The sequence below is a fragment of the Cupriavidus cauae genome (assembly GCF_026210475.1).
GTDB lineage: Bacteria > Pseudomonadota > Gammaproteobacteria > Burkholderiales > Burkholderiaceae > Cupriavidus > Cupriavidus cauae.
Genome location: NZ_CP080293.1, coordinates 1907645 through 1930898 on the forward strand (window position 1 = coordinate 1907645; position 23254 = coordinate 1930898).

Annotated in this window: 24 protein-coding genes and 1 tRNA gene; 20 read left to right on the forward strand and 5 right to left on the reverse strand. The window is 66.5% G+C overall.

Going from position 1 to position 23254, the window contains the following annotated elements:
* Window positions 1-223 precede the first annotated feature (223 nt).
* From KZ686_RS08540 to KZ686_RS08550, 3 genes are read right to left on the reverse strand one after another with little or no spacing between them, the layout of a single operon-like run.
* Window positions 224-1075: a DUF3106 domain-containing protein gene (locus tag KZ686_RS08540; RefSeq protein ID WP_265632231.1), complete on the reverse strand. Its 852-nt coding sequence runs from the start codon at window positions 1073-1075 to the stop codon at window positions 224-226.
* Window positions 1050-1478: a DUF3619 family protein gene (locus tag KZ686_RS08545; protein ID WP_265632232.1), complete on the reverse strand. Its 429-nt coding sequence runs from the start codon at window positions 1476-1478 to the stop codon at window positions 1050-1052. The genes KZ686_RS08540 and KZ686_RS08545 overlap by 26 nt, the downstream gene beginning before the upstream one ends.
* Window positions 1475-2041 carry an RNA polymerase sigma factor gene (locus KZ686_RS08550; RefSeq protein WP_006577025.1) on the reverse strand — a complete coding sequence of 189 codons (567 nt, stop codon included), beginning with the start codon at window positions 2039-2041 and terminating at the stop codon, window positions 1475-1477. Before KZ686_RS08550 ends, KZ686_RS08545 begins: the two co-directional genes overlap by 4 nt.
* Before the next feature lie 305 nt (window positions 2042-2346).
* Here KZ686_RS08550 and KZ686_RS08555 point away from each other — a divergent pair, with 305 nt between their 5' ends.
* The 7 genes from KZ686_RS08555 to KZ686_RS08585 all read left to right on the forward strand — a co-directional run bounded on the left by KZ686_RS08555 (window position 2347) and on the right by KZ686_RS08585 (window position 10122).
* Entirely contained in the window at window positions 2347-4110 is a 1764-nt protein-coding gene (locus KZ686_RS08555) for an acetolactate synthase 3 catalytic subunit (protein WP_149319396.1), read from the forward strand.
* On the forward strand, window positions 4110-4601 hold the full coding sequence (gene ilvN / locus KZ686_RS08560) for an acetolactate synthase small subunit (protein ID WP_006577027.1): 492 nt from the start codon (window positions 4110-4112) through the stop codon (window positions 4599-4601). Before KZ686_RS08555 ends, ilvN begins: the two co-directional genes overlap by 1 nt.
* A gap of 35 nt (window positions 4602-4636) precedes the next feature.
* Window positions 4637-5743: a ketol-acid reductoisomerase gene (gene ilvC / locus KZ686_RS08565; protein WP_223819863.1), complete on the forward strand. Its 1107-nt coding sequence runs from the start codon at window positions 4637-4639 to the stop codon at window positions 5741-5743.
* 194 nt (window positions 5744-5937) lie between these two features.
* Window positions 5938-6582 carry a phosphatidylserine decarboxylase gene (locus KZ686_RS08570; RefSeq protein WP_149319395.1) on the forward strand — a complete coding sequence of 215 codons (645 nt, stop codon included), beginning with the start codon at window positions 5938-5940 and terminating at the stop codon, window positions 6580-6582.
* A gap of 25 nt (window positions 6583-6607) precedes the next feature.
* Window positions 6608-7495, forward strand: a complete 888-nt coding sequence (gene pssA / locus KZ686_RS08575; protein ID WP_149319394.1) for a CDP-diacylglycerol--serine O-phosphatidyltransferase — start codon at window positions 6608-6610, stop codon at window positions 7493-7495.
* Between the two features lie 213 nt (window positions 7496-7708).
* Window positions 7709-8215, forward strand: a complete 507-nt coding sequence (gene lysM, locus KZ686_RS08580; RefSeq protein WP_149319393.1) for a peptidoglycan-binding protein LysM — start codon at window positions 7709-7711, stop codon at window positions 8213-8215.
* A gap of 368 nt (window positions 8216-8583) precedes the next feature.
* On the forward strand, window positions 8584-10122 hold the full coding sequence (locus KZ686_RS08585) for a 2-isopropylmalate synthase (RefSeq protein WP_265632237.1): 1539 nt from the start codon (window positions 8584-8586) through the stop codon (window positions 10120-10122).
* Between the two features lie 163 nt (window positions 10123-10285).
* On the opposite strand, the gene KZ686_RS08590 is transcribed toward KZ686_RS08585, so the two are convergent.
* The gene (locus KZ686_RS08590; RefSeq protein WP_149319392.1) at window positions 10286-10810 is read right to left on the reverse strand and encodes a hypothetical protein; all 525 of its coding nucleotides are present in this window, start codon (window positions 10808-10810) and stop codon (window positions 10286-10288) included.
* Between the two features lie 130 nt (window positions 10811-10940).
* On the opposite strand from KZ686_RS08590, the gene KZ686_RS08595 reads away from it, so the two are divergent.
* Window positions 10941-12188 (forward strand): branched-chain amino acid ABC transporter substrate-binding protein, encoded by a 1248-nt coding sequence (locus KZ686_RS08595; RefSeq protein WP_265632242.1) that lies wholly within the window; start codon window positions 10941-10943, stop codon window positions 12186-12188.
* Window positions 12189-12398: 210 nt separating this feature from the next.
* Window positions 12399-12668 (forward strand): 30S ribosomal protein S15, encoded by a 270-nt coding sequence (gene rpsO, locus KZ686_RS08600; RefSeq protein ID WP_149319390.1) that lies wholly within the window; start codon window positions 12399-12401, stop codon window positions 12666-12668.
* Between the two features lie 315 nt (window positions 12669-12983).
* On the opposite strand, the gene KZ686_RS08605 is transcribed toward rpsO, so the two are convergent.
* On the reverse strand, window positions 12984-13223 hold the full coding sequence (locus KZ686_RS08605; RefSeq protein WP_149319389.1) for a hypothetical protein: 240 nt from the start codon (window positions 13221-13223) through the stop codon (window positions 12984-12986).
* On the opposite strand from KZ686_RS08605, the gene pnp reads away from it, so the two are divergent.
* The 11 genes from pnp to nuoF all read left to right on the forward strand — a co-directional run bounded on the left by pnp (window position 13222) and on the right by nuoF (window position 23245).
* Window positions 13222-15393: a polyribonucleotide nucleotidyltransferase gene (gene pnp, locus KZ686_RS08610; protein WP_149319388.1), complete on the forward strand. Its 2172-nt coding sequence runs from the start codon at window positions 13222-13224 to the stop codon at window positions 15391-15393. The genes KZ686_RS08605 and pnp overlap by 2 nt on opposite strands.
* 212 nt (window positions 15394-15605) lie before the next feature.
* Window positions 15606-16610 carry an NAD(P)H-quinone oxidoreductase gene (locus KZ686_RS08615; protein ID WP_149319387.1) on the forward strand — a complete coding sequence of 335 codons (1005 nt, stop codon included), beginning with the start codon at window positions 15606-15608 and terminating at the stop codon, window positions 16608-16610.
* Between the two features lie 340 nt (window positions 16611-16950).
* Window positions 16951-17691 (forward strand): triose-phosphate isomerase, encoded by a 741-nt coding sequence (gene tpiA, locus KZ686_RS08620; RefSeq protein ID WP_149319386.1) that lies wholly within the window; start codon window positions 16951-16953, stop codon window positions 17689-17691.
* Between the two features lie 45 nt (window positions 17692-17736).
* A complete protein-coding gene (gene secG / locus KZ686_RS08625; RefSeq protein ID WP_149319385.1) occupies window positions 17737-18105 on the forward strand; it encodes a preprotein translocase subunit SecG in 369 nt (122 codons plus the stop codon).
* A 199-nt stretch (window positions 18106-18304) separates the two neighbouring features.
* Window positions 18305-18389: transfer RNA gene (locus KZ686_RS08630), tRNA-Leu, on the forward strand.
* Between the two features lie 169 nt (window positions 18390-18558).
* Window positions 18559-18918, forward strand: coding sequence for an NADH-quinone oxidoreductase subunit A (locus KZ686_RS08635; RefSeq protein WP_144828915.1), 360 nt, complete (start codon window positions 18559-18561; stop codon window positions 18916-18918).
* Window positions 18919-18924: 6 nt separating this feature from the next.
* Entirely contained in the window at window positions 18925-19407 is a 483-nt protein-coding gene (locus tag KZ686_RS08640) for a NuoB/complex I 20 kDa subunit family protein (protein ID WP_006156837.1), read from the forward strand.
* A 1-nt stretch (window position 19408) separates the two neighbouring features.
* Entirely contained in the window at window positions 19409-20008 is a 600-nt protein-coding gene (locus KZ686_RS08645) for an NADH-quinone oxidoreductase subunit C (RefSeq protein WP_265632245.1), read from the forward strand.
* Window positions 20009-20027: 19 nt separating this feature from the next.
* A complete protein-coding gene (locus tag KZ686_RS08650; protein ID WP_149319383.1) occupies window positions 20028-21281 on the forward strand; it encodes an NADH-quinone oxidoreductase subunit D in 1254 nt (417 codons plus the stop codon).
* A 166-nt stretch (window positions 21282-21447) separates the two neighbouring features.
* Window positions 21448-21948 (forward strand): NADH-quinone oxidoreductase subunit NuoE, encoded by a 501-nt coding sequence (gene nuoE / locus KZ686_RS08655; protein ID WP_149319382.1) that lies wholly within the window; start codon window positions 21448-21450, stop codon window positions 21946-21948.
* A gap of 1 nt (window position 21949) precedes the next feature.
* Window positions 21950-23245 (forward strand): NADH-quinone oxidoreductase subunit NuoF, encoded by a 1296-nt coding sequence (nuoF, locus tag KZ686_RS08660; protein WP_053821438.1) that lies wholly within the window; start codon window positions 21950-21952, stop codon window positions 23243-23245.
* Window positions 23246-23254 lie beyond the last annotated feature (9 nt).

Sequence of the window (23254 nt, forward strand, 5' to 3'; positions counted from 1 at the left end):
GTGCGGGGTTCGGCGGCGTCAGTGGCGGGCTTGGCGGACATGGGCTGGCATGGACAGAGTCGGGGCGAGGCGCGGACGAACGCGGTGCGCCGGCGAGATGGGCAGCGGCATTATGCCAAACGCGTCGCCGTGCGCTGCATTGCGCGGCGCGGCGGCGGTGCGTGGGATGGAGCGGGAGCGGTGGGGGGGCCGTCGCGTGGCCGCGGCGGACGACGTGGGCGGATCAGTTGCCGCGAGAGAAGGTGTCGGTGGTCGCGGGCGGCGTGGTTTCGGCGACGGGCACCGAGGCCGCCGCCGCGCCGCTGGCTGCGTCGGCGGGGAGGCTCGCGCTGGCTGCCGCCACGTTGGCACCGCTGGCCGGGGCGACGCCCGGCACCAGCGCCGCGGAGGCGGAGAGCGCCGCGGCAGCGTTCGCCGCCGCCGGGACCGAGGCGGCGCTCGCCGCGTGGGGCGGCACCGCCCGCGCCGGCGTCGTCGTCGAAATCGGCGGCTTGCGGCTGGAGGGCAACGCGCTGACCGCGCCGGGTCGCGGCGGCACCTTGGCGGCCTCGGCCAACTGGCGCTTCTGCGCTTCGGGCAGTTGCTGGTAGCGGTCCCAGGCCTCGGTCTTGCGCTCGACCGGCACGGTGCGATGGATCTGGAAGTTCTCGCGCGCCAGCCTGCGCTGCTCCGGCGTCAACTGCGCCCACTCGGTCATGCGCGCATGCACGCGCTGCTGCTCGGCCGGCGACAGTTCCTGGAAGCGGGCGGCGATGCGCAGCCATTTGCGGCGATGGACCTCGGTCAGCGTGTTCCACTGGCCGGCCAGCGGCGCGAGCACGCGCTGCTGGGCCGCCGTCAGCTCGGACCAGGCGGGGCGGGCCGTACGGACTGCCGCGTTGGTGGCCGCGCTGGTGCCCGGCCTGGCCGCCGGGCTCGACGCCCTGGCCCCCGGCTCGACGGCATCGTGGGCATGCGCGGCGGGCGGCGTCAGGCACCACAGCACCATGGCGCCAAGGCCGGCGCCCAGCAGCAGCGCCAGGCCGCGGCGCGTGCGGATCCTCGCCGGCTTATTCGCCATGCTTGAGGAAGACATGGAAGCCCTCGTCCGCGTAGGCGGCGGGCGGCAGTTCGTCGAGCAGCATGGCGGCGTCGACATCGGCGAGTTCCTCGATCCGCTGCTGCTGTTGCCATTGGTAGATGCCGGCGAGTCCGCCGGCCAGCGCGACCAGCGTCCATACCAGGCCGAGCCGGCGCACCCAGTCGCCCAGCGGCCGCATGGCGCGGCGAGCGTCGCCGTGCAGCGACGGGCCGGCCGCGGCAAGGCTGGGTGATGTTTGAGGCGCTTCGACGCGGCGGCGCGACAGCGCCACGCGGCGTGCGGCGGCCAGCCGGTCGGCGATGTCGGCCGGCACCTGGTTGGCGGAGGCGTCCAGCATGGCGGTGATCTGCCGGGCCAGGCGGCGTTGCTCGATCTCGGATGCGTTTCTGCTGTTCATAGTCGGAGTCCCCGGGCGCGCAGCGCCTGCGCCAGGGCATGCGTGGCGCGCGAACAGTGGGTCTTGACGCTGCCTTCGGAACATCCCATGGCAGCGGCCGTTTCCGCGACGTCCATATCCTCCCAGTAACGCAGCAGGAAGGCCTCCCGTTGACGGGTGGGCAGGCGCTGCACTTCTTCCTCGATGATGCGCATGGTCTGCACGCGCTCGAACCGGTCTGCGCTGCTCTCGGCGGCCTGCGAACCCGGCTCGCTCTCCAGCGCCTCGAGCAGGTCGGCGTCCTCGCCGTCGCGCTCGTCGCGCAGGTTCGAGAACAGCGTGACCCAGGTGTTGCGCACCTTCTGGCGGCGAAACCAGTCGTGGATGGTGTTCTGCAGGATGCGCTGGAACAGCGGCGGCAACTCGGCCGGGCCGCGGTCGCCGTATTTTTCGGCCAGCTTGATCATCGCGTCCTGGACGATGTCCAGGGCGGCCTGTTCGTCCCGTACCGCGAATACCGCGTGCTTGAAGGCGCGGCGTTCGGCGCTGGCGAGAAAATCGGATAGTTCCTGTTCGGTTGCCATGCGGCGGGCAAGGGCGGCCGGCGCGCATGCCGCACCATGGCGGGGCGGCCGGCAGCCCGGAAATCAGCAAAATGCGCCGATGCTAGCAAATAACCGGGCGGCCGTGTCGCCCCGGCGACACGATACGAGACCATAGACCGTGCTGGTGCGATGCAGTATCATCGACGGTTCACGACATCAGTGGTTGTCTCATCTGGCCGCTTATGAGGCGGTCTCCCATGCAGACGCGCACCGCTTGAACCCGTGCCACAAGCCCGGCAGAGAGCATCCAAACAATTTTTTGCCGAAAATTGCAAAGGACTGACATGAACATGCCCAGCGCGGAATTCTCCCACGCCGACAGCAATTCATCCGCCGCACCCGAAATGATCGGGGCGGAAATCCTCGTCCACGCACTTGCCGAAGAAGGCGTCGAATACGTCTGGGGTTATCCCGGCGGCGCAGTGCTGTATATCTACGACGAGCTGTACAAGCAAAAGAAAATCGAGCACATCCTGGTGCGCCACGAGCAGGCCGCGGTCCACGCCGCGGACGGCTATGCGCGCGCGACCGGCAAGGTGGGCTGCGCGCTGGTGACCTCGGGTCCCGGCGTGACCAACGCCGTTACCGGCATCGCCACCGCCTATCTGGACTCGATTCCGATGGTCGTGATCACCGGCAACGTGCCGACCCACGCGATCGGCCAGGATGCCTTCCAGGAGTGCGACACCGTCGGCATCACGCGCCCGGTGGTCAAGCACAACTTCCTGGTCAAGGACGTGCGCGATCTGGCGGCGACGATCAAGAAGGCCTTCTATATCGCGGCGACCGGCCGTCCCGGCCCGGTGGTGGTCGACATCCCGAAGGACGTGTCGCGCAATGCCTGCCGCTACGAGTACCCGAAGGCGATCGACATGCGCTCGTACAACCCCGTCAACAAGGGGCATTCGGGCCAGATCCGCAAGGCATTGGCGCTGCTGCAGAGCGCCGAGCGGCCGCTGATCTATTCCGGCGGCGGCGTGGTGCTGGCCAATGCCAGCGACGAGCTGCGCCAGCTGGCCGCGCTGACCGGCCATCCGGTCACCAACACGCTGATGGGCCTGGGCGCGTTCCCCGGCACCAGCAAGCAGTTCGTCGGCATGCTGGGCATGCACGGCACCTACGAAGCCAACATGGCGATGCAGAACTGCGACGTGCTGATCGCCATCGGCGCGCGCTTCGACGACCGCGTGATCGGCAATCCGGCGCACTTCACCTCGCAGCCGCGCAAGATCATCCATATCGACATCGACCCCTCGTCGATCTCGAAGCGGGTCAAGGTCGACATCCCCATCGTCGGCAACGTCAAGGACGTGCTGCAGGAGCTGATCGCGCAGCTGCAGGCCAGCGACGTCAAGCCCCGCCGCGAGGCGCTGTCGCGCTGGTGGGAGCAGATCGAGCAATGGCGCTCGGTCGACTGCCTGAAGTACGACCGCAACTCCGAGATCATCAAGCCGCAGTACGTGATCGAGAAGATCTGGGAACTGACCGGCGGCGATGCCTTCATCTGCTCGGACGTCGGCCAGCACCAGATGTGGGCCGCGCAGTTCTACAAGTTCGACCAGCCGCGCCGCTGGATCAACTCGGGCGGCCTCGGCACGATGGGCGTGGGCCTGCCGTACGCGATGGGCATCAAGAAGGCGTTCCCGGACAAGGAGGTCGTCACCGTGACCGGTGAGGGCTCGATCCAGATGTGCATCCAGGAACTGTCGACCTGCCTGCAGTACGACACCCCGGTCAAGATCTGCGCGTTGAACAACCGCTATCTGGGCATGGTGCGCCAGTGGCAGGAGATCGAGTACGACAACCGCTACTCGCATTCCTACATGGACGCGCTGCCCGACTTCGTCAAGCTGGCCGAGGCCTATGGCCACATCGGCATGCGCATCGAGAAGACCGCCGACGTCGAGCCGGCGCTGCGCGAAGCCTTCCGCCTGAAGGACCGCACCGTGTTCCTGGACTTCCAGACCGACCCGACCGAAAACGTCTGGCCGATGGTGCAGGCGGGCAAGGGCATTTCGGAAATGCTGCTCGGCGCGGAGGACCTGTGATGCGACACATCATTTCGGTCCTGCTGGAGAACGAACCGGGTGCGCTGTCGCGCGTGGTCGGGCTGTTCTCGGCGCGCGGCTACAACATCGAGACGCTGACCGTGGCGCCCACCGAGGATGCCTCGCTGTCGCGGATGACGATCGTGACGACCGGCTCGGATGACGTGATCGAACAGATCACCAAGCATCTGAACCGGCTGGTCGAGGTGGTCAAGGTGGTCGACCTGACCGAGGGCGCGCATATCGAGCGCGAGCTGATGCTCGTCAAGGTGCGCGCGGTCGGCAAGGAGCGCGAGGAGATGAAACGCACCGCGGACATCTTCCGCGGCCGGGTCATCGACGTCACCGAGAAGACCTACACGATTGAGCTGACCGGCAACGGCAGCAAGCTCGATGCCTTCCTCGATGCGATCGATCGCAGCGCGATCCTGGAGACCGTCCGTACCGGCGGCTCGGGAATCGGCCGCGGCGAGCGCATCCTGAAGGTCTGACGCCGGTCTCTCGCGCGGCAACCCCACCACACCACATTGCAGTATCGACGGCGGCGCGCACGCGCCGACTACATGCGCGGCGCGTCGTCGACTCCCAACATCGGAAAAAGAGCGAAGGAATCATCATGAAAGTGTTTTACGACAAGGACGCCGACCTGTCCCTGATCAAGGGCAAGAACGTCACCATCATCGGCTACGGCTCGCAGGGTCACGCCCACGCGCTGAACCTGAACGACTCGGGCGTCAAGGTGACGGTCGGCCTGCGCAAGAACGGCGCGTCGTGGAACAAGGCCGTCAACGCCGGCCTGCAGGTCAAGGAAGTCGCCGAGGCGGTCAAGGACGCCGACGTGGTGATGATCCTGCTGCCGGACGAGCAGATCGCCGACGTCTACAAGAACGAAGTGCACGACAACATCAAGGAAGGCGCCGCGCTGGCCTTCGCCCACGGCTTCAACGTGCACTACGGCGCGGTGATCCCGCGCGCCGACCTCGACGTGATCATGATCGCGCCGAAGGCCCCGGGCCACACCGTGCGTTCGACCTACAGCCAGGGCGGCGGCGTGCCGCACCTGATCGCGGTGCACCAGAACAAGTCGGGCGCCGCCCGCGACATCGCGCTGTCGTATGCCACCGCCAACGGCGGCGGCCGTGCCGGCATCATCGAGACCAACTTCCGCGAAGAGACCGAGACCGACCTGTTCGGCGAGCAGGCCGTGCTGTGCGGCGGTACCGTCGAGCTGATCAAGGCCGGTTTCGAGACGCTGGTCGAAGCCGGCTACGCGCCGGAAATGGCCTACTTCGAGTGCCTGCACGAACTGAAGCTGATCGTCGACCTGATCTATGAAGGCGGCATCGCCAACATGAACTACTCGATCTCCAACAACGCCGAGTACGGCGAGTACGTGACCGGCCCGCGCGTCGTCACCGAGGAGACCAAGAAGGCCATGAAGCAGTGCCTAAAGGACATCCAGACCGGCGAATACGCCAAGAGCTTCCTGCTCGAGAACAAGGCCGGCGCCCCGACCCTGATCTCGCGCCGCCGCCTGACCGCCGAGCACCAGATCGAGGAAGTAGGTGCGAAGCTGCGCGCGATGATGCCCTGGATCGCCAAGAACAAGCTGGTCGACCAGTCGAAGAACTAAGCGTGCAGAACGCCGCGCCGCCGGGTTTGCCGGCCGGCGCGGCCTCAGCCCCGCAGCCGTTCAGCCTTCCGTCCCCCAGAGGCGGTGGCCATGGCCAGACCATGGTCCGCCGAGGGAAAACGGGCGAGGGCTGGGCGGCTTTTTGTTATCCTTGTCAGACTTGACTGACCTCCATTGACCTCTTTCCCACCTGCATGAACTATCCCCATCCGCTGATCGCCCGTGAAGGCTGGCCGTTTCTGGCCGGCGCTTTTGTCATTTCGCTGCTGGTGCATGCCAGCGCGGGATTCTGGTGGGCGCTGCCGTTCTGGATCGTCACGGTGTTCGTGCTGCAGTTCTTCCGCGATCCGCCGCGGCCGATTCCGACCCAGCCCAACGCGGTGCTGGCGCCGGCCGACGGACGCATCGTCGCGGTCGAGAAGACCCAGGACCCCTACGCCGGCCGCGAGGCGCTGAAGATCAGCGTGTTCATGAACGTCTTCAACGTGCATTCGAACCGCGTGTCGGTCGACGGCACCGTCGAGAAGATCGATTATTTCCCCGGCCAGTTCGTCAACGCCGATCTGGACAAGGCCTCGACCGAGAACGAGCGCAACGCGGTGGTGATCCGCCGCACCGGCGACGGCAAGGTCGTCACGCTGGTGCAGGTCGCCGGCCTGATCGCGCGGCGCATCCTGTGCTACACGCGCGTCGGCGACACGGTGGCGCGCGGCCAGCGCTACGGCTTCATCCGCTTCGGCTCGCGCGTCGACGTCTATCTGCCGCTGGACGCCCGGCCGCGCGTGACGATCGGCGAGAAGGTGTCGGCCTCGTCGACGGTCCTCGCCGAGCTGGATTGAGCCACGGCGATCGAGGAGATTCGGCATGGGTGCATTCAACCGGCGCAACAAGCGCGTGATCGGCGGCAACGTGACCCATCTGCGGCCGTTCCGCCATAACCAGATGCGGGGCGCGGAGATCGATCCGGTGGACGACGACGAGCTCGAGGTCGAATACGTGCGCCCGCGCCGGCGCGGCATCTACCTGCTGCCGAACGCCTTCACCACGGCCGCGCTGTTTGCCGGTTTCTTCGCCATCGTGCAGGCGATGAACATGCGCTTCGATGTCGCCGCGATCGCGATCTTCGCGGCGATGGTGCTCGACGGCATGGACGGCCGCGTGGCGCGCATCACCAATACGCAGAGCGCCTTCGGCGAGCAGTACGACTCGCTGTCGGACATGACCTCGTTCGGCGTCGCGCCGGCGCTGGTGATGTACGAATGGATCCTGAAGGACCTCGGCAAGTGGGGCTGGATCGCGGCCTTCGTCTATTGCACCTGCGCGGCGCTGCGGCTGGCGCGCTTCAACGCCAATATCGGAGTGGTCGACAAGCGCTTCTTCCAGGGCCTGCCAAGCCCCGCAGCGGCGGCGCTGGTGGCCGGCTTCGTCTGGCTGGCGATCGACAACAAGCTGCCGGTGCGCGAGCTGTGGATGCCCTGGGTGGCGTTCACGATCACGCTGTACGCCGGGCTGTCGATGGTCACCAACGCGCCGTTCTACAGCGGCAAGGCGCTCGACGTGCGCCACCGCGTCTCCTTCGGCGTGATGATCCTGGTGATGGTGCTGTTCGTGGTGGTGTCGAGCGATCCGCCGGTGGCGCTGTTCGGGCTGTTCGTCGGCTATGCGATCTCGGGCTACGTGCTGTGGGGCTGGCGCGCGATGCACGGCGAGCAGGGCGGCGTGGCGCGTGCCCGGGTGGACGGCTCGGACTGACACCGTCCTCGCCGGAACCATGGCGGATGTCGATTTGATGAACGGAAAAGGCGCTTCGGCGCCTTTTTCGTTTTTGCGTTTCCTTGCGATTCCCCGCTTGTGATGTGCGTCCGATTCGCGGTATGTTGCCGTTGCGTCATGCCGCGAGGGCATGGCGGCCCGCCGCGTAGCCATGCCCGGCTACCGACTTGCCACTGACACAAGGAGAATCCCATGAGCGTGCTGGATTTCATCAAGGAAGCAGGCGAGAAGCTGTTCGGCCGCGAAGCCAAGGCCGCCGAGCCGGCCCAGGCCGCGCCCGCCGCGGATGCCGCGCAGAAGGCCGAGGCGGCCAACCGCACCGCCGGCGAAGCGATCGAAAACTACATCCGCAAGATGGGTCTCGATGCGACCGGGTTGTCGGTGCAGGTCGACGGCGCCCAAGGCAAGGTCACGGTATTTGGCGTCGCGCCGGACCAGGCCACGCGCGAGAAGATCATCCTGTGCTGCGGCAACGTCGAGGGCGTCCAGCAGGTCGAGGACAAGATGTCGGTCAACGTCGAGTCCGAATCGGCCCAGTGGCACACCGTGGCCAAGGGCGACACGCTGTCGGCGATCGCGCAGAAGTACTACGGCAAGGCCTCCGCCTACAACGCGATCTTCGAGGCCAACCGGCCGATGCTGTCGCATCCGGACAAGATCTATCCGGGCCAGAAGCTGCGCATTCCGCCGCAGGCCTGATGCTCCTGCCGCGGCCCCGCATCGCGCGGGGCAGGCCGGCGCGCGGCCGCTGGGGAAAACCCGCGTGTTGCGCGCCGTTGCCATCTCGGCTATATTCGCTGCCATGATTTCGCGCCAAGCCCGACTCGCCCGTACCCTGCTAGGTAGCCTACTAGGCAGCCAGGTCGGGACGCGCGCGCGCTGAGGAAGCGATACCTTAACGCGAAGTCGCACAGGATTTATCCACGCCCCGGCCTGCATCCCTGCACGCCGGGGCGTTTTGCATTGTGCCGCAGCGATCGGCGACGATGCGAACAGCCGGCAGCGGGGCACCCGGAACAGAAACCGCCGAAACCCGTTCGAGCACTTTTCCCCCAGGAGCGTTTTCCATGTCGGACAAACTGATCATTTTCGATACCACCTTGCGCGACGGCGAGCAGTCGCCCGGCGCCTCGATGACGCGCGAGGAGAAGATCCGCATCGCGCGCCAGCTCGAGCGCCTGAAGGTCGATGTGATCGAGGCCGGCTTCGCCGCCAGCTCGAACGGCGACTTCGAGGCGATCCGCGCGATCGCGCAGACCGTCAAGGACTCGACCATCTGCTCGCTGGCCCGCGCCAACGACAAGGACATCGCCCGCGCCGCCGAGGCGCTCAAGCCCGCCAACTCCTTCCGCATCCATACCTTCATCGCCACCTCGGCGCTGCATATGGAAAAGAAGCTGCGCATGACGCCGGACCAGGTCTACGAGCAGGCGCGCCTGGCGGTGCGTTTCGCGCGCCAGTTCACCGACGACATCGAGTTCTCGCCGGAAGACGGCAGCCGCTCCGACATGGACTTCCTGTGCCGCGTGCTCGAGGCCGTGATCGACGAGGGCGCGACCACGATCAACCTGCCGGACACGGTCGGTTATGCGGTGCCCGAAGGCTATGCCGCGCTGATCCGCTCGGTACGCGAACGCATTCCGAATTCGGACAAGGCGGTGTGGTCGGTGCACTGCCATAACGACCTGGGCATGGCGGTGGCGAACTCGCTGGCCGCGGTCAAGCTCGGCGGCGCGCGCCAGATCGAATGCACGATCAACGGCCTGGGCGAGCGCGCCGGCAACACCAGCCTCGAAGAGGTGGTGATGGCGGTCAAGACGCGGCGCGACTACTTCAATCTGGATGTGGGCGTCGATACCACGCAGATCGTGCCGGCGTCGAAGCTGGTCTCGCAGATCACCGGCTTCGTGGTGCAGCCGAACAAGGCCGTGGTCGGCGCCAACGCCTTTGCGCACGCCTCCGGCATCCACCAGGACGGCGTGCTGAAGGCGCGCGACACCTACGAGATCATGCGGGCCGAAGAGGTGGGCTGGACCGCGAACAAGATCGTGCTGGGCAAGCTGTCGGGCCGCAACGCGTTCAAGCAGCGCCTGCAGGAACTGGGCATCGAGCTCGACAGCGAGAGCGAGGTCAATGCCGCCTTCGCGCGCTTCAAGGAGCTGGCCGACCAGAAGGCCGAGATCTTCGACGAGGACATCATGGCCATCGTCTCGGACGAGGCCCATGACGCCAACGAGCACTATCGCTTCATCTCGCTGTCGCAGCGCTCGGAAACCGGCGAGCGGCCGCATGCACGCGTGGTGTTCAACATGGACGGGCAGGAGTACACCGGCGAAGGCGAGGGCAACGGCCCGGTCGATGCCACGCTGCACGCGATCGAAGGCAAGGTGAACAGCGGCGCCGAGCTGGTGCTGTATTCGGTCAACGCGATCACCACCGGCACGCAGGCACAGGGCGAGGTCACGGTGCGGCTGTCGAAGGCCGGCCGCATCGTCAACGGCGTGGGCACCGATCCGGACATCGTCGCGGCCTCGGCCAAGGCCTATCTGGCCGCGCTGAACAAGCTGCACGACAAGGCGGTGCAGAAGATCAATCCGCAGATCTGATCGCGTCGCCTGCGGGCGCGCCGGACCGCAACGCCGGTCGTTCGCGAGCATGGCTCGCGGACGCCCGGCGTTTTTTTCATGGGCGCCGGCCCAGGCCTGAAACGCGTGGTCCCGCGCCGGCCATCCCTTTCGCAGGTTTCGCTGTCCGCGCCGTGAGCGCTACCTAGCGGATCGTTTCGCGCGGATCGGCCAGCGGATCGGGCGTGATCTGGGTCTGCCGCAGCACGCCGGCGTCGTCGAAGTAGAAGTGGAACAGCGACGGCCAGTTCTCCTCGTGCAGGAAGCGGTACGACCAGACATCGCGGCGCATCAGCGGAAAATACTGCGTCGGCTCGCGCGGCAGGCCGAAATGCTCGGCGACGTCGCGCTTGGTCCAGGTGCCGATCCGCGCCTTGTACAGCTCCGTGGTAGTCAGCATCTGGCGGAAGCGCGTCAGCTTGCCGCCGGTATCGAAGTCGGCCGCATAGGCCTGGCGCCCGAGCGGCTGCTTCGAATAGATCCAGCGCACGGTGCCGTCGTCGAGCCGGTAGATGTCGGTGGGCTCGCCGAAGGTCGCGCGTACCGTGCTCTCGGGCGCGCCGATCAGCTTCTGCGCCTCCTGTACCGGCTGCAGGTAAACGCACGCCGTCAACAGGGCGCCGCAGGTGCCGAGCGCCAGCCAGCGGCCAATGCTTTCCAGTGCTTTCATTGCGATCCTCGATCCTTTATTGCAACGGATAGCGGCAGTGTAGCGCCGCAGGCGCCGCATCGCACCGCCGGCGCGATTGCAAGGCGGTGAGCGCTGGCTTACCATGCTGCGCTTTCGCGGAGGTCGTTCGATGGTTGGGAAGGGGTGGCTGGGGGCTTGCCTGTTGGCCCTGGCGGCGGGTGCCGCGTCGGCGCAGGAGCCGATCCGGCTCGGCATGATCGACGGGCTGTCCGGCCCGTTCGCCAATGCCGGCGAGGCGGTGGTGCGCAATCTTCGGCTCGCGATCGACCGGGTCAACGCCCGCGGCGGCGTGCGCACCGCGGAAGGGCAGCGCCCGCTGGAGCTCGTCACCTTCGACAGCAAGGGCAATGTCGACGAGAGCCTGATCCAGTTCCGCGCGCTGGTGGACCGCCGCATCCCCTTCGTGCTGCAGGGGAACAGCTCCGCGGTCGCCGCCGCGCTGGTCGGCGCGGTGAACCGCCACAACGCGCGCCAGCCCGATGCGCGCGTGCTGTTCATGAACTATTCGGCAGTCGATCCGGCCCTGACCAACGAGAACTGCAGCTTCTGGCATTTCCGCTTCGATGCCGGCGCCGACATGCGGATGGAGGCGCTGACCGAGGTCATCCGTGCCGACGCCAGCGTGCGCCGCGTCTACCTGATCGCGCAGGACTACAGCTTCGGCCACCAGGTCTCGCGGCTGGCGCGCGACATGCTGGCGGCCAAGCGCCCCGATGTGAAGATCGTCGGCGACGAGTTCCACCCGATCGGCAAGATCAAGGACTTCGCGCCGTATATTGCCAAGATCAAGGCCAGCGGTGCCGACGCGGTGGTCACCGGCAACTGGGGCAACGACCTGACGCTGATGGTCAAGGCGGCGCGCGAGGGCGGCCTCGGCGCCAAGTTCTATACCTTCTACGGCAATGGCCTGGGCGCCCCCGCGGCGATGGGCGAGGCCGGCGTGGGCCGGGTGCTGGCAGTGGCGGAATGGCATCCGAACGTGGGCGGCGCCGCCTCCGATGCCTTCTATCAGGCCTTCCGCAGCCGCTATCCCGAGCCGAAGGACGACTACGTGCATCTGCGCATGCAGATGATGGTCGAGATGCTGGCGCGCGCGATCGAGCAGGCCGGGTCCACCGATGCGGTCAAGGTCGCGCGGGCGCTGGAGGGCATGCGCTACGTCAACGACTTCCATGACGCCACCGTGCGCGCGGACGACCACCAGGTGCTGCAGCCGCTCTATGTGTCGATGATGGAGCGCCAGGGCGGCGAGGTGCGCTTCGACAACGAGGGGTCGGGATTCGGCTTCCGCACGGTCAAGCGGCTGAAGTCGGCGCAGACCACGCGCGCTACCACCTGCAAGATGGAGCGCCCCTAGGTATCTGCCCGCCGGTATTGGAAGGGCACGGGCAGGCGGTTTTGCCCGGCCACCCCAGTTGCGCTATAATGCGCGGCTGTCGTTCAGGCGGCACTCGCGGTAACGCGGGCGCGCCAGGCGGCAATGCAGTGTGCGGCGCAAGCCGCACGTTTATCCCGCACGACGATCGCGGCCCTGGCGCTGCGACGTTCGCAAGTGAAAGGAAACATCATGTCCGTAGCCGATATCAACAAGTCCGAAGTCATCAAGCAGTTCGCCCGCGGCGCCAACGACACCGGCAGCCCCGAAGTCCAGGTCGCTCTGCTGACCACGCGCATCAACGAACTGACCCCCCACTTCAAGGCCAACATGAAGGATCACCACAGCCGCCGCGGTCTGCTGCGCATGGTGAGCCGCCGTCGCCGCCTGCTGGACTACCTGAAGTCGAACGACGCCGATCGTTATCGCGCGCTGATCGAGAAGCTGGGCCTGCGCAAGTAAATTGCGCCAGGCTGCTCGGATCGGGGAAGGGAAGAGGATGGCGATGCCGATGCCGGCATGGTCGGCACTGTCGGTCCTCGCACCGCACGCCCCGGCGTGACGCCAGGATGCCTGCGTCAGCTCTGCTGATGCAGGCATTTTGTTTTTTGCGGCGGTGAATCGGCCGTGGCGGCAAATGCCGCGAAGCCGAATGACGCCGCGGGCGGCCGGCTTGACCGGGCGCCGTTGCCGTTGCGCCACGATGCGCAACGGAGTAAGTTAATTCGTTCTTTTCATTCATGACACCGGAGTCCGGCAAGGAAACAGGGCCTTGTGTCATTCCAGCGCCTCATCGAATATCGGCAGCGATCGTTTCACCTTGATCGCTGCGCGTCGATCGTCGTGCATCGATGCCGCGGCGGCGACCGCGGTGACGCGCTGGAATGGCATAGCACTTCCCTGCGACCGCGCCTGACAGCGATCCGGCAGCAATGCCCGCGGCTGCATCACGCGGGCGCCGGCACGCCGGCGGGCCCGATGGCCCGTCGCCGTGCAAGCACACAGGGGAACGCTCATGTCCATGTTCAATAAGGTCGTCAAGCAATTCCAGTGGGGCCAGCATACGGTCCGCATGGAAACCGGCGAAATCGCCCGCCAGGCCGGCGGCGCGGTGCTCGTCGATGTCGAGGACACCGTGGTGCTCGCCACCGTGGTGGCCGCCAAGCAGCCCAAGCCGGGCCAGGATTTCTTCCCGCTGACGGTCGACTACATCGAGAAGACCTATGCCGCCGGCAAGATCCCGGGCGGCTTCTTCAAGCGCGAAGGCCGTCCGTCGGAGAACGAGACGCTGACCTCGCGCCTGATCGACCGTCCGCTGCGTCCGCTGTTTCCGGAAGGCTTCTATAACGACGTGCAGGTGGTGATCCACGTCGTCTCGCTGAACCCCGAAGTGCCGGCCGATATCCCGGCGCTGATCGGCGCCTCGGCCGCGCTGGCGGTCTCGGGCATTCCGTTCAACGGCCCGGTCGGCGCCGCCCGCGTCGGCTACCAGAACGGCCAGTACCTGCTGAACCCGACCCGCAGCCAGTTGGCCAGCTCGGACCTCGACCTGGTCGTTGCCGGCACCGAGCGTGCCGTGCTGATGGTCGAATCGGAAGCCAACCAGCTGTCCGAGGACGTGATGCTGGGCGCCGTGGTCTACGGCCACGAGCAGATGCAGGTCGCGATCAACGCGATCCACGAGCTGGTGCGCGAAGGCGGCAAGCCCGAGTGGAACTGGGCGCCGGCGCCCAAGAACGAGGCGCTGATCGCCAAGGTTGCCGAGGTCGGTTCGCCGCTGCTGCAGGAGGCCTATCAGATCCGCCAGAAGTCGGCGCGTTCGCAGAAGGTCAAGGAAGCCTACGCCGCGGTCGAGGCCCGCCTGGCCGAAGCCGGCGTCGAGTTCGACAAGGTCGAGGTCGGCAACATCCTGTTCGATCTGGAAGCCAAGATCGTCCGTGGCCAGGTGCTGGCCGGCGAGCCGCGCATCGACGGCCGCGACACGCGCACCGTGCGCCCGATCGAGATCCGCTCGTCGGTGCTGCCGCGCGCGCACGGCTCGGCGCTGTTCACCCGCGGCGAGACGCAGGCGCTGGTGGTGGCCACGCTGGGCACCAAGAGCGATGAGCAGATCATCGACGCGCTGGCCGGCGAATACCGCGACCGCTTCATGCTCCACTACAACATGCCCCCGTTCGCCACCGGCGAAACGGGCCGCGTCGGTTCGCCCAAGCGCCGCGAAATCGGCCACGGCCGTCTGGCCAAGCGCGCGCTGATTCCGGTGCTGCCGGCCGAGGACGAGTTCGCCTACACGATCCGCCTGGTCTCGGAAATCACCGAGTCGAACGGCTCGTCGTCGATGGCCTCGGTCTGCGGCGGCTGCCTGGCGCTGATGGACGCCGGCGTTCCGGTCAAGGCGCACGTGGCCGGCGTGGCCATGGGCCTGATCCTGGAAGGCAACAAGTTTGCCGTGCTGACAGACATCCTGGGCGACGAGGACCACCTCGGCGACATGGACTTCAAGGTGGCGGGTACCGACAACGGCATCACCGCGCTGCAGATGGACATCAAGGTCCAGGGCATCACCAAGGAGATCATGCAGGTCGCGCTGGCGCAGGCCAAGGAAGGCCGCCTGCATATCCTGTCGAAGATGCAGGAAGCGATGGGCCATGCGCGCACCGAACTGTCGGAGCACGCGCCGCGCATGATCACGATGAAGATCCATCCGGACAAGATCCGCGAGGTCATCGGCAAGGGCGGCTCGACCATCCAGGCGCTGACCAAGGAAACCGGCACGACCATCGACATCCAGGAAGACGGCACGATCACGATCGCGTCGACCTCGACCGAGGGCATGGCCGAGGCCAAGCGCCGCATCGAGGGCATCACCGCGGAAGCCGAAGTGGGCAAGATCTACAACGGCACCGTGCTGAAGCTGCTGGACTTCGGCGCCATCGTCAACATCCTGCCGGGCAAGGACGGTCTGCTGCATATCTCGGAGATCGTCAACGAGCGCGTCAAGGACATCAAGGACTGGCTGAAGGAAGGCCAGCAGGTCCGCGTCAAGCTGATCCAGGCTGACGAGAAGGGCCGCCTGCGTCTGTCGCTGAAGGCGGCGATGGCCGAGGAGGGCGGTTCGATCGCCCCGCTGGCCAACGCCGAAGCGCCGGCAGCGCCGGCCGAACCGACGGGCGGCGAGCAGCAGTAAGCCGGTCCGGGGCCGCCGTTCCGCGCAAGCGGGGCGACGGCTTCTCGGTCGGACGCAATGCGTGTGGAAAAACGGCTGGGCGATGCCCGGCCGTTTTTTTGTTTACACTGCCGCCAGTCCCTCAGGGCAGGCGCGATCGTTCGCGCTTTCTTTTTTCCCTTTCCGCATCCCTACCGCGCGCCAGGCGCGGTTTCAGTTTTCAAGGAGCCAGCATGCAAGCCATCGAGATCCGCGAATACGGCGGCCCCGACGTGTTGCAGCCGACCGAGCGCCCCGATCCGGCGCCCGGTCCCGGTGAAGTCCTGATCCGCGTTGCCGCGGCCGGCGTCAACCGGCCCGACGTGTTCCAGCGTACCGGCAACTATCCGGTGCCGCCGGGGGCCTCCGATCTGCCCGGTCTCGAGGTCGCGGGCGAGATCGTCGGCGGCGATCTGTCGCATCCGGACAATCGCTTCGGCCTGAAGGTCGGCGACCGCGTGTGCGCGCTGGTGCAGGGCGGTGGCTACGCGCAGCTGTGCACCGCGCCGCTGGCGCAGTGCCTGCCCGTGCCGCAGGGCCTGAGCGATATCGAGGCCGCGGCCTTGCCCGAGACCTTCTTCACGGTGTGGAGCAATGTGTTCGACCGCGGCTATCTTGGACGCGGCCCGCGCGGCAAGGACGAGACGCTGCTGATCCAGGGCGGTTCGAGCGGCATCGGTACCACCGCGATCCAGATCGCCAAGGCGCTCGGCCACAAGGTCTTCGTCACCGCCGGCAGCGACGAGAAGTGCCGTGCCTGCGAGGCACTCGGCGCCGACCGCGCGATCAACTACAAGACGCAGGACTTCGCCGCCGAGGTCAAGACGCTGACCGGCGGCCGCGGTGTCGACGTGATCCTCGACATGGTGGCCGGCCCGTATCTGGCGCGCGAGCTGTCGTGCATCGCCGACGATGGCCGCATCGTCATCATCGCGCTGCTCGGCGGTGCCAAGGCGGAGATTCCGCTCGGCGACATCCTGCGCCGCCGCATCACCGTCACCGGCTCCACGCTGCGGCCGCGCCCGGCCTCGTTCAAGGGCGAGATCGCCCGCGCGCTGCACGAGCAGGTGTGGCCGCTGCTGGCCGACGGCAGCATCAAGCCGGTGATCCACCAGGTGTTCCCGGCCGCGCAGGCCGCCGACGCCCATCGTCTGATGGAGTCGAGCGAGCATGTCGGCAAGATCGTGCTGACCTGGTAACGGGTGGCCGGGCCGGGCCCGGCTCGGCTCGGCGCGGCCATCGGGCCGGGCTGATGGATTGGACGGCGCTGGGCGGGACCGTGCAGGACCGGGCCGATGGCTGGGGCGGGGTTGGGCTGGCCTGGGCTGGCCTGGGCTGGCCTGGGCTGGCCGGGGCTGGCCGGGGCTGGCCGGGGCTGGCCGGGGCTCGCCGGGGCTGACCGGGACTGACCGGGGCTGACCGGGGCTGACCGGGGCTGGCTTGGTCGGGCGCCGGATTCGCGCGCTTTCCGGCCGATCGGCGTAGCGCCCCGTCCCCGCGCACGGTAGAATAGCGGGTTTGATTTTGAGAGGCGCTTTCGTGAGACAAAAGCTCGTCATCGGCAACTGGAAGATGCATGGCAGCCTGGCTGCCAACGAGGCCCTGCTGAACGGTGTCAAGGCCGGCGCCCCTGCGGGTGCCAGCCTCGCGGTGTGCGCGCCGTTCCCCTATCTGGCGCAGTGCCAGGCGTTGCTGGCGGGCAGCCAGGTCGCCTGGGGCGCCCAGGACGTGTCGGCCGAGGCGCGCGGCGCGTTCACCGGCGAGGTGGCGGCGTCGATGCTGGCCGAGTTCGGCGTCAGCTACGTGCTGGTGGGGCATTCCGAGCGCCGCACCTATCATGGCGAGAGCGATGCCGCTGTCGCCGCCAAGGCGCTGCGGGCCCTCGAATTCGGCATCGTGCCGGTGATCTGCGTCGGCGAGACGCTGGCGCAGCGCGAGGCGGGCGAAACCGAGGCCGTGGTCGGCCGGCAGCTGCAGGCCGTGCTGGACGCGCTGTCGGTGGAGCAGCTGGGTCGCGTGGTGCTGGCCTACGAGCCGGTCTGGGCCATCGGTACCGGCAAGACCGCCAGCAAGGAGCAGGCCCAGGCCGTGCACGCCTTCCTGCGGGCCCAGGTGGCTGCGCGCGACGCCGGCGTGGCGCAGCGCATGGCGATCCTGTACGGCGGCAGCGTCAAGCCGGACAATGCGGCCGAGCTGTTCTCGATGGCCGATATCGACGGCGGCCTGATCGGCGGCGCCTCGCTCAAAACCGAAGATTTTCTCGCGATCGGCAACGCCTGATGCCGGCCGCACCGACCGTCTGAATCAGGCAAGCGAATCGAATCCATGGCAATTCTGAAAACTCTATTGATGGTCGCGCAGGTGCTGTCGGCACTGGGCGTGATCGGCTTGGTGCTGCTGCAGCACGGCAAGGGCGCCGACGTCGGCGCGGCGTTCGGCTCGGGCGCCTCGGGCAGCCTGTTCGGCGCCACCGGCTCGGCCAACTTCCTGTCGCGCACCACGGCCGTGCTGGCCACGCTGTTCTTCGTCTGCACGCTGGCGCTGACGCTGCTGGGCAACTACCGTCCGTCGGCCTCGCTGGGCGTGATGGGCGCGGCTCCGCAGACCGCTCCGGCCCCGGCCGCCTCGGTGCCGGCTGCATCGGCCCCGGCCGCTGCAGCATCGGCGCCGGCGGCTCCCGCCGTGCCGAAATAATCCGGCATTCGCGCCCGGGATTGCCGAACATTTTGCACTTGTGCATTGAACAAAGTGGCGATCATGGGTTAGAATGCAGGGCTTGAAACGATTCCCCAGCGACGGTTCCTGGCGGTGCAGCCAAATAGCAAAAATGGCCGCAAAACCAGCATACCGAAGGGCTTGAAACCCGGCGCCAGGCAATATTGTTTCTCCCCCAGCCGACGTGGTGAAATTGGTAGACACGCTATCTTGAGGGGGTAGTGGCGAAAGCTGTGCGAGTTCGAGTCTCGCCGTCGGCACCAAACAACTTGATCGGAGTCTGCTCCCGGGCAATGCCCCGGTGAGGGGCTCCGGCAGTCCGCAAGGCGGCGCCGTGATGTCTGCGCAATGGCGTTGGGCGCTTGGGGTGGGCAACAGGACGCCGCTTCAGCTGGTGCTGTTGACAACATTCCAGATAAGGCTGGCCGTACCTTGAATCTCGAAGCCTATTTCCCCGTTCTCATCTTCATCATCTTCGGCGTGGTGCTCGGCCTCGCGCTGATGTCGATCGGCCGGATCCTGGGTCCGAACAAGCCCGACGCCGCCAAGCTCTCGCCCTACGAGTGCGGCTTCGAAGCGTTCGAGGACGCGCGCATGAAGTTCGACGTGCGCTATTACCTCATCGCCATCCTTTTCATTCTGTTCGATCTCGAAACCGCTTTCCTTTTCCCGTGGGGCGTCGCCCTGCAGGACATCGGCTGGCCGGGTTTCATCGCCATGGGCGTGTTTCTGCTGGAATTCATCGTGGGCTTCGTCTACATCTGGAAAAAGGGCGCGCTCGATTGGGAGTGATGTGAAATGGCAATCGAAGGCGTTCTGAACGAAGGCTTCGTCACGACTACCGCTGACAAGCTGATCAACTGGACCCGCACCGGGTCGCTGTGGCCGATGACCTTCGGCCTGGCCTGCTGTGCCGTGGAAATGATGCATGCCGGCGCCGCGCGCTACGACATGGACCGCTTCGGCGTGATCTTCCGCCCGTCGCCGCGCCAGTCGGACGTGATGATCGTGGCCGGCACGCTGTGCAACAAGATGGCCCCCGCCCTGCGCAAGGTGTACGACCAGATGGCCGAGCCGCGCTGGGTCATCTCGATGGGCTCGTGCGCCAACGGCGGCGGCTACTATCACTACTCGTATTCGGTGGTGCGCGGTTGCGACCGGATCGTGCCGGTCGACATCTACGTGCCGGGCTGCCCGCCGACGGCCGAAGCGCTGATCTACGGCATCATCCAGCTGCAGAACAAGATCCGCCGCACCAACACCATCGCGCGCAAGGGTTGACATGGCCAAGCTCGATACCCTGAAGACCGCGCTGGAGAAGGCGCTCGGCAATCGCATCGGCAAGCTGGTGGAGTCGTTCGACCAGCTGACGCTGATCGTCAAGGCCGACGACTACCTCGAAGTGGCCCGCATCCTGCGCGACGATCCGTCGCTGCGTTTCGAGCAGCTGATCGACCTGTGCGGCGTCGACTATTCCACCTATGGCGACGGCGCCTGGGACGGTCCGCGTTTCGCCGCGATCTCGCACCTGCTGTCGCTGACGCATAACTGGCGCCTGCGCGTGCGCGTGTTCGCGCCGGACGACGACATGCCGGTGATCCCGTCACTGATCGACGTGTGGAACTCGGTCAACTGGTTCGAGCGCGAGGCGTTCGACTTCTTCGGCATCATCTTCGAAGGCCATCCGGACCTGCGCCGCATCCTGACCGACTACGGTTTCGTCGGCCATCCGTTCCGCAAGGACTTCCCGGTGTCCGGCTATGTCGAGATGCGCTACGACCCCGAGCAGAAGCGCGTCATCTATCAGCCGGTCACGATCGAACCGCGCGAGCTGACGCCACGGGTGATCCGCGAGGAAAACTACGGCGGCCTGAAGCACTGACCGGCACTGAGAACCCGCGATGGCAGATATCAAGAATTACACCCTGAACTTCGGTCCGCAGCACCCGGCGGCGCACGGTGTGCTGCGCCTGGTGCTGGAGCTGGACGGCGAAGTGATCCAGCGCGCCGACCCGCACATCGGCCTGCTGCACCGTGCCACCGAGAAGCTGGCCGAGCAGAAGACCTGGATCCAGAGCGTGCCGTACATGGATCGTCTCGACTACGTGTCGATGATGGCCAACGAACACGCCTACGTGATGGCGATCGAGAAGCTGGTCGGCATCGACGTGCCGATCCGCGCGCAGTACATCCGCGTGATGTTCGACGAGATCACGCGCCTGCTGAACCATCTGATGTGGATCGGCTCGCACGCGCTCGACGTCGGCGCGATGGCGGTGTTCCTGTACGCGTTCCGCGAGCGCGAGGACATGTTCGACATGTACGAGGCGGTGTCGGGCGCGCGGATGCACGCGGCCTACTATCGTCCGGGCGGCGTCTATCGCGACCTGCCCGACACGATGCCGCAATACAAGGCGTCCAAGGTCCACAACGAGCGGGCGATCAAGGCGATGAACGAGGCGCGCTCCGGCTCGCTGCTCGACTTCATCGAGGATTTCACCAACCGGTTCCCGAAGTACGTCGACGAGTACGAGACGCTGCTGACCGACAACCGGATCTGGAAGCAGCGACTGGTCGGCATCGGCGTGGTCAGCCCGGAACGCGCGCTGCAGATGGGCTTTACCGGCCCGATGCTGCGCGGCTCGGGGATCGAGTGGGACCTGCGCAAGAAACAGCCCTACGAGGTCTACGACAAGCTCGACTTCGACGTGCCGGTCGGCGTGGGCGGCGACTGCTATGCGCGCTACCTGGTGCGGGTGGAAGAAATGCGCCAGTCCAACCGCATCATCAAGCAATGCGTCGACTGGCTGCGCCGCAATCCCGGCCCGGTGATGAGCGACAACCACAAGGTCACGCCGCCGTCGCGCGTCGACATGAAGTCGAACATGGAAGAGCTGATCCACCATTTCAAGCTCTTCACCGAAGGCATTCGCGTGCCGGAGGGCGAGACCTACGCGGCGGTGGAGCACCCGAAGGGCGAGTTTGGCATCTACGCGATCTCCGACGGCGCGAACAAGCCGTACCGTCTGAAGATCCGCGCACCGGGCTTTGCCCACCTGGCCGCGCTCGACGAAATGGCCAAGGGCCACATGATCGCGGATGCGGTGACGATCATCGGTACGCAGGACATCGTGTTCGGCGAGATCGACCGCTAACGACGTGCCGCCGCCGGACGACGATCCGGACCGACCGCGGCAAGCCGGCATGGGGCTCATGCCTGCGAGGACAACGCAGCGACGGCTGCAACTGATGCGGACCGCGCCACCGGCTGGCGCGTTTCGCTTGTAAATCGGCGCATTAGGCAACACCACGGCAACGACCATGCTATCAGCAGAAGCTCTCAAGGAAATCGATCGCGCGATCGCCAAGTATCCGGCCGACCAGAAGCAATCGGCCGTGATGGCGGCATTGGCCGTGGCGCAGGGCGAAGTGGGCTGGGTGTCCCCGGAAGTCATGGAATTCGTGGCCAAGTACCTCGACATGCCGCCGGTGTGGGTGGAGGAAGTGGCCACCTTCTACAACATGTACGACACCAAGCCGGTCGGCCGCTACAAGCTGACCGTCTGTACCAACCTGCCTTGCGCACTGTCCGGCGGCGAGCGTGCCGGCGAGTACCTGAAGCGCAAGCTGGGCATCGACTACAACGAGACGACCCCGTGCGGCACCTTCACGCTGAAGGAAGGCGAGTGCATGGGCGCCTGCGGCGACGCCCCGGTGATGATCGTCAACAACACCCGCATGTGCAGCTTCATGAGCGACGCCAAGCTCGACGCGCTGGTCGACGAGCTCAAGGCCGAAGCCGCTGCCAAGGGGGACAAGTAATATGACCTGTCTGCACGACCGCCATATCCAGCCGCTGATCCTGGCCGGGCTGGATGGCAAGAACTGGCATCTGGAAGACTACGTCAAGCGCGGCGGCTATCAGCAGCTCAAGCGCATCCTGACCGAGAAGGTGCCGCCCGAGCAGGTGATCGCCGACGTCAAGGCCTCGGGCCTGCGCGGCCGCGGCGGCGCGGGCTTCCCCACCGGCCTGAAGTGGAGCTTCATGCCGCGTCAGTTCCCGGGCCAGAAGTACCTGGTCTGCAATACCGACGAGGGCGAGCCTGGCACGTTCAAGGATCGCGACATCATCCGCTACAACCCGCACGCGCTGATCGAGGGCATGGCCATCGGCGCGTACGCGATGGGCATCACCGTGGGCTACAACTACATCCACGGCGAGATCTGGAACGAGTACAAGATCTTCGAGGAAGCCCTCGAAGAGGCGCGCGCGGCCGGCTTCCTGGGTGACAACATCCTGGGCTCGGGCTTCAGCTTCCAGCTGCATGCCCACCACGGCTATGGCGCCTACATCTGCGGCGAGGAAACCGCGCTGCTCGAATCGCTGGAAGGCAAGAAGGGCCAGCCGCGCTTCAAGCCGCCGTTCCCGGCCAGCTTCGGCCTGTACGGCAAGCCGACCACGATCAACAACACCGAGACCTTCGCCGCGGTGCCGTTCCTGCTGGCCGTCGGTCCCGAGAATTACCTGAAGATGGGCAAGCCGAACAACGGCGGCACCAAGATCTTCTCGGTCTCGGGCGACGTCGAGCGTCCCGGCAACTACGAGATTCCGCTCGGCACGCCGTTCGCGACGCTGCTGGAACTGGCCGGCGGCATGCGCGGCGGCAAGAAGCTCAAGGCCGTGATCCCGGGCGGCTCGTCGGCGCCGGTGGTGCCGGCGGACCTGATGATGGCGTCCGACATGGACTACGACTCGATCGCCAAGGCCGGCTCGATGCTGGGCTCGGGCGCGGTGATCGTGATGGACGAGACGCGCTGCATGGTTCGCTCGCTGCTGCGCCTGTCCTATTTCTACTTCGAAGAATCGTGCGGCCAGTGCACGCCGTGCCGCGAAGGCACCGGCTGGCTCTACCGCATGGTGAACCGCATCGAGCATGGTGAAGGCCGCCAGGAAGACCTGGACCTGCTCAACAACGTTGCCGAGAACATCATGGGCCGCACCATCTGCGCGCTCGGCGATGCGGCGGCGATGCCGGTCCGCGGCATGCTCAAGCACTACTGGAAAGAGTTCGAATATCACGTCGAACACAAGCAGTGCATGGTTCCGGCCTACATCTAAGCGTGGCAG

Coding starts and splice junctions, on each gene's coding strand:
- KZ686_RS08570 (WP_149319395.1), top strand. CDS start 5,938: ATGAACTATCCCCATCCGCTGATCGCCCGTGAAGGCTGGCCGTTTCTG.
- KZ686_RS08550 (WP_006577025.1), bottom strand. CDS start 2,041: ATGGCAACCGAACAGGAACTATCCGATTTTCTCGCCAGCGCCGAACGC.
- KZ686_RS08585 (WP_265632237.1), top strand. CDS start 8,584: ATGTCGGACAAACTGATCATTTTCGATACCACCTTGCGCGACGGCGAG.
- KZ686_RS08640 (WP_006156837.1), top strand. CDS start 18,925: ATGGCAATCGAAGGCGTTCTGAACGAAGGCTTCGTCACGACTACCGCT.
- KZ686_RS08605 (WP_149319389.1), bottom strand. CDS start 13,223: ATGAGCGTTCCCCTGTGTGCTTGCACGGCGACGGGCCATCGGGCCCGC.
- KZ686_RS08595 (WP_265632242.1), top strand. CDS start 10,941: ATGGTTGGGAAGGGGTGGCTGGGGGCTTGCCTGTTGGCCCTGGCGGCG.
- KZ686_RS08645 (WP_265632245.1), top strand. CDS start 19,409: ATGGCCAAGCTCGATACCCTGAAGACCGCGCTGGAGAAGGCGCTCGGC.
- lysM (WP_149319393.1), top strand. CDS start 7,709: ATGAGCGTGCTGGATTTCATCAAGGAAGCAGGCGAGAAGCTGTTCGGC.
- KZ686_RS08540 (WP_265632231.1), bottom strand. CDS start 1,075: ATGTCTTCCTCAAGCATGGCGAATAAGCCGGCGAGGATCCGCACGCGC.
- KZ686_RS08555 (WP_149319396.1), top strand. CDS start 2,347: ATGAACATGCCCAGCGCGGAATTCTCCCACGCCGACAGCAATTCATCC.
- KZ686_RS08545 (WP_265632232.1), bottom strand. CDS start 1,478: ATGAACAGCAGAAACGCATCCGAGATCGAGCAACGCCGCCTGGCCCGG.
- pssA (WP_149319394.1), top strand. CDS start 6,608: ATGGGTGCATTCAACCGGCGCAACAAGCGCGTGATCGGCGGCAACGTG.
- KZ686_RS08590 (WP_149319392.1), bottom strand. CDS start 10,810: ATGAAAGCACTGGAAAGCATTGGCCGCTGGCTGGCGCTCGGCACCTGC.
- nuoF (WP_053821438.1), top strand. CDS start 21,950: ATGACCTGTCTGCACGACCGCCATATCCAGCCGCTGATCCTGGCCGGG.
- rpsO (WP_149319390.1), top strand. CDS start 12,399: ATGTCCGTAGCCGATATCAACAAGTCCGAAGTCATCAAGCAGTTCGCC.
- KZ686_RS08650 (WP_149319383.1), top strand. CDS start 20,028: ATGGCAGATATCAAGAATTACACCCTGAACTTCGGTCCGCAGCACCCG.
- nuoE (WP_149319382.1), top strand. CDS start 21,448: ATGCTATCAGCAGAAGCTCTCAAGGAAATCGATCGCGCGATCGCCAAG.
- secG (WP_149319385.1), top strand. CDS start 17,737: ATGGCAATTCTGAAAACTCTATTGATGGTCGCGCAGGTGCTGTCGGCA.
- ilvN (WP_006577027.1), top strand. CDS start 4,110: ATGCGACACATCATTTCGGTCCTGCTGGAGAACGAACCGGGTGCGCTG.
- KZ686_RS08615 (WP_149319387.1), top strand. CDS start 15,606: ATGCAAGCCATCGAGATCCGCGAATACGGCGGCCCCGACGTGTTGCAG.
- pnp (WP_149319388.1), top strand. CDS start 13,222: ATGTCCATGTTCAATAAGGTCGTCAAGCAATTCCAGTGGGGCCAGCAT.